The sequence below is a fragment of the Actinomadura roseirufa genome, assembly GCF_900659635.1.
Taxonomy (GTDB): domain Bacteria; phylum Actinomycetota; class Actinomycetes; order Streptosporangiales; family Streptosporangiaceae; genus Spirillospora; species Spirillospora roseirufa.
This window is the reverse complement of record NZ_CAACVB010000249.1, coordinates 1-10,649: the sequence shown is the minus strand read 5'-3', so window position 1 is coordinate 10,649 and position 10,649 is coordinate 1. Positions and strand designations below refer to the sequence as shown.

General features: G+C 69.1%; 13 protein-coding genes. All 13 read left to right on the top strand.

The genetic code is table 11. The features are described from left to right. On the top strand, nucleotides 1-1,558 hold a 1,558-nt coding region (locus tag E1291_RS42520; RefSeq protein ID WP_207401077.1), incomplete at its 5' end, for a hypothetical protein. A 496-nt stretch (nucleotides 1,559-2,054) separates the two neighbouring features. Beyond that, nucleotides 2,055-2,429: a 30S ribosomal protein S12 gene (gene rpsL, locus E1291_RS33590; protein ID WP_030176166.1), complete on the top strand. Its 375-nt coding sequence runs from the start codon at nucleotides 2,055-2,057 to the stop codon at nucleotides 2,427-2,429. After that, a complete protein-coding gene (gene rpsG, locus E1291_RS33585) occupies nucleotides 2,429-2,899 on the top strand; it encodes a 30S ribosomal protein S7 (protein WP_021597494.1) in 471 nt (156 codons plus the stop codon). Before rpsL ends, rpsG begins: the two co-directional genes overlap by 1 nt. Nucleotides 2,900-2,939: 40 nt before the next feature. Next, entirely contained in the window at nucleotides 2,940-5,051 is a 2,112-nt protein-coding gene (fusA, locus tag E1291_RS33580; protein WP_131742101.1) for an elongation factor G, read from the top strand. 85 nt (nucleotides 5,052-5,136) lie between these two features. Next, a complete protein-coding gene (tuf, locus tag E1291_RS33575; protein ID WP_131742100.1) occupies nucleotides 5,137-6,330 on the top strand; it encodes an elongation factor Tu in 1,194 nt (397 codons plus the stop codon). A gap of 111 nt (nucleotides 6,331-6,441) precedes the next feature. Then, nucleotides 6,442-6,750 (top strand): 30S ribosomal protein S10, encoded by a 309-nt coding sequence (gene rpsJ, locus E1291_RS33570; RefSeq protein ID WP_018657599.1) that lies wholly within the window; start codon nucleotides 6,442-6,444, stop codon nucleotides 6,748-6,750. A 15-nt stretch (nucleotides 6,751-6,765) separates the two neighbouring features. Then, entirely contained in the window at nucleotides 6,766-7,416 is a 651-nt protein-coding gene (gene rplC / locus E1291_RS33565; RefSeq protein WP_131742099.1) for a 50S ribosomal protein L3, read from the top strand. Then, nucleotides 7,413-8,015, top strand: coding sequence for a 50S ribosomal protein L4 (rplD, locus tag E1291_RS33560; protein WP_131742098.1), 603 nt, complete (start codon nucleotides 7,413-7,415; stop codon nucleotides 8,013-8,015). Before rplC ends, rplD begins: the two co-directional genes overlap by 4 nt. 12 nt (nucleotides 8,016-8,027) lie before the next feature. Beyond that, nucleotides 8,028-8,327: a 50S ribosomal protein L23 gene (gene rplW / locus E1291_RS33555; protein ID WP_067454668.1), complete on the top strand. Its 300-nt coding sequence runs from the start codon at nucleotides 8,028-8,030 to the stop codon at nucleotides 8,325-8,327. 44 nt (nucleotides 8,328-8,371) lie between these two features. Then, the gene (gene rplB / locus E1291_RS33550; RefSeq protein WP_131742097.1) at nucleotides 8,372-9,205 is read left to right on the top strand and encodes a 50S ribosomal protein L2; all 834 of its coding nucleotides are present in this window, start codon (nucleotides 8,372-8,374) and stop codon (nucleotides 9,203-9,205) included. A gap of 12 nt (nucleotides 9,206-9,217) precedes the next feature. Beyond that, on the top strand, nucleotides 9,218-9,499 hold the full coding sequence (rpsS, locus tag E1291_RS33545) for a 30S ribosomal protein S19 (RefSeq protein ID WP_122192381.1): 282 nt from the start codon (nucleotides 9,218-9,220) through the stop codon (nucleotides 9,497-9,499). 40 nt (nucleotides 9,500-9,539) lie between these two features. Then, nucleotides 9,540-9,920: a 50S ribosomal protein L22 gene (rplV, locus tag E1291_RS33540; RefSeq protein ID WP_131742096.1), complete on the top strand. Its 381-nt coding sequence runs from the start codon at nucleotides 9,540-9,542 to the stop codon at nucleotides 9,918-9,920. Further along, nucleotides 9,920-10,649 (top strand): 30S ribosomal protein S3 (gene rpsC / locus E1291_RS33535; protein WP_131742095.1); only part of this gene is annotated, 730 nt, incomplete at its 3' end. The genes rplV and rpsC, both read left to right, overlap by 1 nt.

Genomic DNA, 10,649 nt, shown 5'->3' with positions numbered 1-10,649 from the left:
CGCGCAGCCCCCGGCCCCGCAGCAGCCCCAGAGCCCGCCGCCGCCCCGCGAGGACGAGCGGCAGGGCCCGCCGCCCGCGCCGCCCACGATGATCGAGCAGCCGCTGCGGCAGTCGTTCGGCGAGCAGCCCCCGCCTCCGCCGCACCAGCAGTACGGCGCGCCGCAGGAGCAGCAGTACGGGCAGCAGCCGGGCGGGCAGCAGCCCTACGGGGCGCCTCCCGGCCCGGCCGGGTTCCCGCCGCCGCAGGAGCAGCAGCAGTACGGCCAGGCTCCGGGCTACGGCCGGCAGCCCGAGCAGCAGTACGGGCAGCAACCCGAGCAGCCCTATGGCCAGCAGCCCGAGCAGCAGTACGGGCAGCAACCCGAGCAGCCCTATGGCCAGCAGCCCGAGCAGCCGTACGGGCAGCAGCAGCCGCAGCAGTCCGGTTACCCGCAGCAGCCCATCCACGGCGCGCCGCAGGAGCAGGCTCAGTACGGTCAGCAGCCCTACGGCGGGCCGAGCGCCTTCCCGGCGCCCGAGCCGCCCGCCGAGCAGGCCCCGCCGCCGCCCGAGCGGCCCCGCGACACCGGCGGCGAGCGGACCCTGATCGTCCCCGGGCCCGGCGCCGCCCCCGAGCCCGAGGCGCCCCGGCCGGTCATCGACGACCAGGCGACGCTGCACTGGTCGCCCGGCACCGACATCCCGGTGGCCACCGGCCCCGAGCGCAGGCACGAGGCGCCCGCCGAGCCCTGGCAGACGCCGGCCCCGCCCGCGACGCCCGAGCCGTGGGCCCCGGAGCCGCAGCAGGGCCGGCCCGGACAGCCGGGTCAGTCCGACCATGACCGGACGCTGATGGTGCCGCCGCCCGAGTCCGGCTTCGGCGCGCCCCCCGCCGAGGAGCCGCCGCTGTTCGGCGGGCCCGCGGGCGGCGACGAGGACGCGCGGTCCACGCAGGCGTTCGACCCGTCCGCCCAGGGCAGGCCCGGCGAGCAGCAGGGGGTTCCCGAGCGCACCCGGATGGACATCGGCCAGCAGCAGTGGGGCCAGCAGGCCCCCCAGCAGTACGGTCAGCAGGGTCAGCAGCAGTACGGCGGTCAGCAGGGCGGTGCCCAGTACGGTCAGCCCGAGCAGGGCGGCCAGCAGCAGTACGGGCAGCCCGAGCAGCAGTACGGCCAGCAGCCCCAGCAATCCTTCGGCCAGCAGGACTACGCCCAGCAGGACTACGGCCAGCAGGACTACGGCCAGCAGCAGGACTACGCCCAGCAGGGTCAGCAGCAGTACGGCGGCCAGCAGGGCGGTGCCCAGTACGGTCAGCCCGAGCAGGGCGGCCAGCAGCAGTACGGCCAGTCCGAGCAGCAGTACGGGCAGGCGGGCCAGGCCGGGCAGTACGGTCAGCAGCCGGCACAGCAGGGCGGGCAGCAGCAGTACGGCCAGCAGGGTCAGCAGTACGGCGGGCAGGCGGGCCAGGGCGCGGACGAGGGCAAGGGCAAGGGCGGCAAGAACACGCTGCTCCTTGTCGGCGGCGCCGTCGCCGTCGTGGTGGTCCTGGTGGTGCTGGTCGTGGCGTTCGTCCTGTAGGACGCGACCTCGTAAAGGCTCGGCCACATCTTCCCCAACGCGGGATGCTCGGGTCACAATGCCGGCGGGTCCTTCCTTCTTTCACGAGGGAGCGCCCGTCGGCATTCGGCCGCCACGGCAACGAAAAATGCCCCCTGGGGCCCCGCGGACTTGCGCCGGAGGGGCTCCGCGCGGTAGTGCGTTGCTCGCTTTGCACTTTCGCGTAGGGGTCGGTAACCTCTTCACTTGTGCCCGCTGTGTGCGGGTCGCTATGCGTGCGCGCCGGCGAGGTCCAGCAGGCCAGGCCCAGCGCCGCATTCACTCCCCGGCTTGTTTCGGCCCTTCCACGGGCCGGGCGGTCTGTGTCGGTTCCGAACGGCGCGATGCTCCGTGAGGCGGCGACACGCCCGACCGCGTGGGTCGGAGAGGTCGGGAAACCGGCAGGTCACAGCCTCGCCTGAGGTGGTGATTGCACCAATAAGACTTACCGGCTCGGTACGAGGAAGACGGAGACGCGGTGCCCACGATCCAGCAGCTGGTCCGGAAGGGCCGCCAGGACAAGGTGACCAAGAACAAGACGCCCGCGCTGAAGGAGAGCCCCCAGCGCCGGGGCGTCTGCACGCGCGTCTACACGACGACGCCCAAGAAGCCGAACTCCGCGCTTCGCAAGGTCGCCCGTGTCCGGCTGACCAGCGGGATTGAGGTCACGGCCTACATTCCCGGTGTCGGCCACAACCTGCAGGAGCACTCGATCGTGCTCGTGCGCGGCGGTCGTGTGAAGGACCTCCCCGGGGTTCGGTACAAGATCATCCGCGGGTCCCTCGACACCCAGGGCGTCCGCAACCGCAAGCAGGCGCGCAGCAAGTACGGCGCGAAGAAGGAGAAGAGCTGATGCCGCGCAAGGGCCCCGCTGGCAAGCGCCAGCTGATCGCTGACCCGGTGTACAACTCGCCGCTGGTCACCGCGCTCATCAACAAGATTCTCCTGGACGGCAAGCGTTCGATCGCGCAGAGCATCGTCTACGACGCTCTCGAGGGCGCCCGCGAGAAGACCGGCAACGACCCGGTCGTGACGCTGAAGCGCGCGCTCGACAACGTCAAGCCGACCCTGGAGGTCCGCAGCCGCCGCGTCGGTGGCGCGACCTACCAGGTCCCGGTGGAGGTGCGGCCCGCGCGCAGCACCACCCTGGCCCTGCGCTGGCTGGTGGTGTACGCCCGGCAGCGCCGCGAGAAGACCATGACCGAGCGGCTCATGAACGAGCTGCTCGACGCGAGCAACGGCCTCGGCGCCTCTGTCAAGAAGCGCGAGGACACGCACAAGATGGCGGAGTCCAACAAGGCCTTCGCCCACTACCGCTGGTAACCCCGGCGAGCCGGCAACGACGAGACGACGCGAGGACACAGTGGCTACCACAACCGGTGTAGACCTGGCCAGGGTCCGCAACATCGGGATCATGGCCCATATCGACGCGGGCAAGACCACGACGACCGAGCGGATCCTGTACTACACGGGCATCAGCTACAAGATCGGCGAGGTCCACGACGGCGCCGCCACCATGGACTGGATGGAGCAGGAGCAGGAGCGGGGGATCACCATCACCTCCGCCGCCACCACCTGCGAGTGGCCCGTCGATGAGGTCAAGCACACGATCAACATCATCGACACCCCGGGTCACGTGGACTTCACCGTCGAGGTGGAGCGCAACCTGCGGGTCCTCGACGGCGCGGTCGCCGTGTTCGACGGTGTCGCCGGTGTCGAGCCGCAGTCCGAGACCGTGTGGCGCCAGGCCGACCGGTACGGCGTGCCCCGCATGTGCTTCGTCAACAAGCTCGACCGGGTCGGCGCCGAGTTCCACCGTTGCGTCGACATGATCGAGAACCGGCTCAACGCGGTTCCGCTCGTGCTGCAGCTCCCGATCGGGGCCGAGGCCGACTTCAAGGGCGTCATCGACCTCGTGACGATGAAGGCCCTCCTCTGGAACGAGGAGGCCAAGCTCGGCGAGATGTACGACACCGTCGACATCCCGGACTCGCACCTGGAGTCGGCGCGCGAGTGGCACGACAAGCTCGTCGAGACGCTCGCCGAGAACGACGACGAGATCATGGAGCTGTACCTGGAGGGCGACGAGCCCACCGTGGAGCAGCTCTACGCCGGCATCCGCCGCGCGACCGTCGCCGCCAAGCTGACCCCGGTGACCTGCGGCACGGCCTTCAAGAACAAGGGCGTGCAGCCGCTGCTGGACGCGATCGTCCGCTACCTGCCCTCGCCGCTCGACGTGGACGCCATCGAGGGCCACGCCGTGCGCGACGAGGAGAAGACCCTCGCGCGCAAGCCGAGCGAGGGCGAGCCCTTCTCCGCGCTCGCCTTCAAGATCATGAGCGACCCGCACCTGGGCAAGCTGACCTTCGTGCGCGTCTACTCGGGCGTGCTGGAGTCCGGCGCGAGCGTCCTGAACTCCGTCAAGGAGCGCAAGGAGCGGATCGGCAAGATCTACCGGATGCACGCCAACAAGCGCACCGAGATCGACCGCGCGGGCGCCGGTGACATCGTCGCGGTGATGGGTCTCAAGCAGACCACCACCGGTGAGACGCTGTGCGACGAGAAGGACCCCATCGTCCTGGAGTCGATGAACTTCCCGGCGCCGGTCATCCACGTCGCGATCGAGCCGAAGACGAAGGCCGACCAGCAGAAGCTGGGCACCGCCATCCAGCGGCTCGCCGAGGAGGACCCCTCCTTCCAGGTCCGCTCGGACGAGGAGACCGGCCAGACCGTCATCTCCGGCATGGGCGAGCTCCACCTGGAGATCCTCGTCGACCGGATGAAGCGCGAGTTCAAGGTCGACGCGAACGTGGGCCGCCCGCAGGTCGCCTACCGCGAGACGATCAGCCGCAAGGTCGAGAAGGTCGAGTACACCCACAAGAAGCAGACGGGTGGCTCGGGCCAGTTCGGCCGCGTGATCATCGACCTGGAGCCGCTCGGCGGCGGGTCGGACGGTTACGAGTTCGAGAACAAGGTCACCGGTGGCCGCATCCCGCGGGAGTACATCCCGTCGGTGGACGCGGGCTGCCAGGAGGCCGCCGAGTTCGGCGTCCTCGCCGGCTACCCGATGGTGGGCGTCAAGGTCACCCTGCGGGACGGCGCCTACCACGAGGTGGACTCCTCGGAAATGGCGTTCAAGGTCGCCGGGTCCATGGCGTTCAAGGAGGCCGCCCGCAAGGCGTCGCCGACGCTGCTGGAGCCGATGATGGCCGTCGAGGTCACCACGCCCGAGGACAACATGGGCGACGTGATCGGCGACCTCAACAGCCGCCGCGGCCAGGTCCAGTCCATGGACGAGCGGCACGGCATGCGCGTCATCAAGGCGCTCGTGCCCCTGTCCGAGATGTTCGGCTACGTGGGTGATCTGCGCAGCAAGACCCAGGGCCGGGCCGTCTTCACGATGCAGTTCGACTCCTACGCCGAGGTTCCGGGGAACGTCGCGCAGGAGATCATCGCCAAGGCGCGGGGCGAGTAAGCACCGGGCCTGCCCCGTTCAGATCACACAGACGCACATCGAAGCGGTCGTATAGGCGGCCGAGGATCGTAACAAGGAGCAACCAGTGGCGAAGGCCAAGTTCGAGCGGACGAAGCCGCACGTGAACATCGGCACCATCGGTCACATCGACCACGGTAAGACCACGCTTACCGCGGCGATCACCAAGGTGCTCCACGACAAGTTCCCGGACCTGAACCCGTTCACGCCGTTCGAGGACATCGACAAGGCCCCCGAGGAGCGCGAGCGCGGCATCACGATCTCGATCGCGCACGTCGAGTACCAGACCGAGTCGCGGCACTACGCCCACGTCGACTGCCCGGGTCACGCGGACTACATCAAGAACATGATCACCGGTGCGGCGCAGATGGACGGCGCCATCCTGGTGGTGGCCGCGACCGACGGCCCGATGCCGCAGACCAAGGAGCACGTGCTCCTGGCCCGCCAGGTCGGCGTGCCCTACATCGTCGTCGCGCTGAACAAGTGCGACATGGTGGACGACGAGGAGATCCTGGAGCTCGTCGAGCTCGAGGTCCGCGAGCTGCTGTCCGAGTACGAGTTCCCGGGCGACGACGTCCCGGTCGTGCGCGTCTCCGCCTTCCAGGCCCTGCAGGGCGACGAGAAGTGGGGCGAGTCGATCGTCGAGCTGATGAAGGCCGTCGACGAGAACGTCCCCGAGCCGGTCCGCGACACCGAGAAGCCGTTCCTGATGCCGATCGAGGACGTCTTCTCGATCACCGGCCGCGGCACGGTCGTCACCGGCCGCATCGAGCGCGGTGTCGTCAACGTCAACGAGGTCGTCGACATCATCGGCATCAAGCCGGAGTCCACCTCGACCACCGTCACCGGTGTCGAGATGTTCCGCAAGCTGCTCGACCAGGGCCAGGCGGGCGACAACGTCGGCCTGCTGCTGCGCGGCATCAAGCGCGAGGACGTCGAGCGCGGCCAGTGCGTCATCAAGCCGGGCACCAACACCCCGCACACCGAGTTCGAGGCGCAGGTCTACATCCTGTCCAAGGACGAGGGCGGCCGCCACACGCCGTTCTTCAACAACTACCGTCCGCAGTTCTACTTCCGGACCACGGACGTCACCGGCGTGGTGAACCTCCCCGAGGGCACCGAGATGGTCATGCCGGGCGACAACACCGAGATGCGCGTCGAGCTGATCCAGCCCGTCGCCATGGAGGAGGGCCTGAAGTTCGCCATCCGTGAGGGTGGCCGGACCGTCGGCGCCGGTCGCGTCACCAAGATCATCAAGTAACACCCCTCGTGGACGCGGCGGCCCGGACCGCTGCTGGGAACAGCAGCCGGGCCGCCGCGTCGCGACAGCGAAGTAAACAGCGGCACTACAGCAAAGGACACCGAGGCCACCATGGCGGGACAGAAGATCCGCATCCGGCTCAAGGCCTACGACCACGAGGTCATCGACACCTCCGCGAAGAAGATCGTTGAGACGGTGACGCGGACGGGCGCCAAGGTCGCGGGCCCGGTGCCGCTGCCGACCGAGAAGAACGTGTACTGCGTCATCCGCTCGCCGCACAAGTACAAGGACAGCCGCGAGCACTTCGAGATGCGCACGCACAAGCGGTTGATCGACATCATCGACCCGACGCCCAAGACGGTCGACTCGCTGATGCGGCTCGACCTTCCGGCCGGCGTTGACATCGAGATCAAGCTCTAAGGGACGCACCGAGAGATGAGTACGCAGAGGAAGGGCGTCCTGGGCGAGAAGCTCGGCATGACCCAGGTCTTCGACGATGAGGGCCGGATCGTGCCGGTGACCGTCGTCCAGGCCGGGCCGTGTGTCGTCACCCAGCTCCGCAGCCAGGAGAAGGACGGCTACAGCGCCGTCCAGCTCGGCTACGGGCAGATCGACCCGCGCAAGGTGAACAAGCCGAGCACGGGTCACTTCGAGAAGGCCGGCGTCACGCCGCGCCGCTACCTCGTCGAACTGCGCGCTGACGACACCACCGAGTTCGAACTCGGCCAGGAGATCACCGCCAGCGTCTTCGAGGCCGGCCAGAAGATCGACGTGACCGGCACCAGCAAGGGCAAGGGCACCGCCGGTGTCATGAAGCGCCACGGCTTCAAGGGCCTGGGCGCCTCGCACGGCACGCAGCGCAAGCACCGCTCGCCGGGCTCGATCGGCGGCTGCGCGACCCCGGGTCGCGTGTTCAAGGGCCTCCGGATGGCGGGGCGGCACGGCAACGCCCGTACCACCGTGCAGAACCTGACCGTCCACGCCGTGGACGCCGACAAGAACCTGCTCCTCATCAAGGGCGCGGTTCCCGGCCCCAACGGCGGCGTGGTCCTGGTCCGCGACGCAGTGAAGGGGACGGGCAAGTGACCGCGAAGCTGGACATCGACCTGCCCGCCGAGGTCTTCGACGCGAAGACCAGCGTGCCGCTGATCCACCAGGTCGTGGTGGCGCAGCTGGCCGCGGCGCGCCAGGGCACGCACGCCACCAAGACCCGGGGCGAGGTCTCCGGCGGTGGCAAGAAGCCGTACCGGCAGAAGGGCACCGGCCGCGCCCGCCAGGGCTCGACCCGCGCGCCCCAGTTCGCCGGCGGCGGCGCCGTGCACGGCCCCCAGCCGCGGGACTACGCGCAGAAGACGCCCAAGAAGATGAAGGCCGCCGCGCTGCGCGGCGCGCTGTCGGACCGGGCCCGCTACGGCCGGGTGCACGTGGTCGACACCCTCATCGAGGGCGACACCCCGAAGACGAGGACGGCGCTGACGGCGCTGCGCACGGTCACCGAGGCCAAGCGCGTCCTGCTGGTCCTGGACCGCGAGGACGAGCTGACCTGGAAGAGCCTGCGCAACGAGCCGAGCGTGCACGTGATCGTCTCTGACCAGCTCAACACCTACGACGTGCTGGTGAACGACGACGTCGTCTTCACGCAGAAGGCGTACGACGAGTTCATCTCGCGCGCGGCGAAGAAGTAAGGAGGGTCGCACATGAACAAGATCGCCGACCCCCGCGACGTCATCATCGCGCCGGTCGTCTCGGAGAAGAGCTACGGGCTGCTGGACGAGAACAAGTACACGTTCGTGGTCCGCCCGGACGCCAACAAGACGCAGATCAAGCAGGCCGTCGAGGCCGTGTTCGGCGTCAAGGTGACGAGCGTGAACACGCTCAACCGGCAGGGCAAGCGCAAGCGCACCCGGTTCGGCTACGGCAAGCGCAAGGACACCAAGCGCGCCATCGTCAGCCTCGCCGAGGGCGAGCGGATCGACATCTTCGGCGGCCCGGCCTAACCAGCCGAGCCGTCCCGGAGACAGACAAGGGATGAACGAAAAAGATGGGCATCCGTAAGTACAAGCCGACGACTCCCGGTCGTCGCGGCTCCAGCGTGGCCGACTTCGTCGAGGTCACGCGCCGCGAGCCGGAGAAGTCGCTGCTGCGTCCGCTCCCCAAGAAGGGCGGCCGCAACAACCACGGCCGCATCACCACCCGGCACCAGGGCGGTGGCCACAAGCGCGCCTACCGGCTGGTCGACTTCCGTCGCCACGACAAGGACGGCGTCCCCGCCAAGGTCGCGCACATCGAGTACGACCCGAACCGCACCGCGCGGATCGCGCTGCTGCACTATGCCGACGGCGAGAAGCGCTACATCCTCGCCCCGCAGGGCCTGCGCCAGGGCGACCGGATCGAGAACGGGCCGGGCTCGGACATCAAGCCGGGCAACTGCCTGCCGCTGCGCAACATCCCGACCGGTACCGTCATCCACGCCATCGAGCTCAAGCCCGGCGGCGGCGCCAAGATCGCTCGCAGTGCGGGCGCCGGCGTCCAGCTGCTGGCCAAGGAGGGCAAGTACGCCACGCTGCGCATGCCCTCCGGCGAGATGCGGATGGTGGACGTGCGCTGCCGCGCGACGGTGGGCGAGGTCGGGAACGCCGAGCAGTCGAACATCAACTGGGGCAAGGCCGGCCGCATGCGGTGGAAGGGCAAGCGCCCGACCGTCCGCGGCGTGGCCATGAACCCGATCGACCACCCGCACGGTGGTGGTGAGGGCAAGACCTCCGGTGGCCGGCACCCGGTGAACCCGAACGGTAAGAAGGAAGGCCGCACTCGCCAGGCGAACAAGTCGAGCGACCGGCTGATCGTCCGTCGTCGCAGCAAGAAGAAGCGGTAGGAGTCGCTCGTCATGCCACGTAGCCTTAAGAAGGGCCCGTTCGTGGACGACCACCTGATCAAGAAGGTGGACGCCCAGAACGAGAAGGGCACCAAGAACGTCATCAAGACGTGGTCGCGGCGCTCCATGATCGTGCCGGACATGATCGGTCACACGATCGCCGTGCACGACGGCCGCAAGCACGTCCCGGTGTTCGTCACCGACGCCATGGTGGGGCACAAGCTCGGCGAGTTCGCGCCGACGCGCACGTTCCGCAGCCATGTCAAGGAAGACCGCCGCAGCCGACGCGGCTGAGCAGGCAGAGCAGTAGTTCGTACGGAGAGAGGGATCAGCGATGGAAGCCAGGGCCCAGGCGCGGTTCATCCGCGTCACGCCCAGGAAGGCCCGCCGCGTGGTGGACCTCATCCGCGGCCTGCCTGCCGCGGAGGCTCAGGCGGTGCTGCGGTTCGCCCCCCAGGCTGCTAGTGAGCCTGTGGGCAAGGTGCTGGCGAGTGCCATCGCCAACGCCGAGCACAACTTCAAGCTCGACTCGGACACGCTCGTCGTGAGCCGTGCGTGGGTGGACGAGGGGCCGACGCTCAAGCGTTTCCGCCCCCGCGCCCAGGGCCGGGCTTACCGCATCAACAAGCGCACGAGCCACATCACCGTGGTCGTGGAGTCGCGGGACGAGGCTTCTGCGTCCAGTGGCGGTAAGAAGACGAGGAGGGCCCGGTAGTGGGTCAGAAGATCAACCCGCACGGGTTCCGGCTCGGCATCACCACCGACCACAAGAGCGTGTGGTTCGCCGACAAGCTCTACAAGGACTACGTCAAGGAAGACGTCCAGATCCGGCGCATGCTGCAGAAGGGCATGGACCGGGCGGGCATCTCCAAGGTGGAGATCGAGCGCACCCGGGACCGTGTCGAGGTCAACATCCACACCGCCCGGCCGGGCATCGTCATCGGCCGCCGCGGCGCCGAGGCCGAGCGCCTGCGCGGTGACCTGGAGAAGCTGACCGGCAAGCAGGTGCGGCTGAACATCCTCGAGGTCAAGAACCCCGAGATCGACGCGCAGCTCGTCGCGCAGGGCGTGGCCGAGCAGCTGTCCAGCCGCGTCGCGTTCCGCCGCGCCATGCGCAAGGCGATCCAGTCCGCGATGAAGTCCGGCGCCAAGGGCATCAAGGTCCAGTGCGGCGGCCGTCTCGGCGGCGCCGAGATGTCGCGGTCGGAGTTCTACCGCGAGGGCCAGGTCCCGCTGCACACGCTGCGCGCCGACATCGACTACGGCTTCTACGAGGCCCGTACGACGTTCGGCCGCATCGGCGTCAAGGTGTGGATCTACAAGGGCGAGGCGGCCCAGACCCGCGCCGAGCGCGAGCAGCAGGCCGCTCAGCAGCGCGCCGCCGGTGGCGGCGGCGGCCGTGAGCGCCGTGGCGGCGGCGACCGCCGTGGCGGCGGCCGTGGCG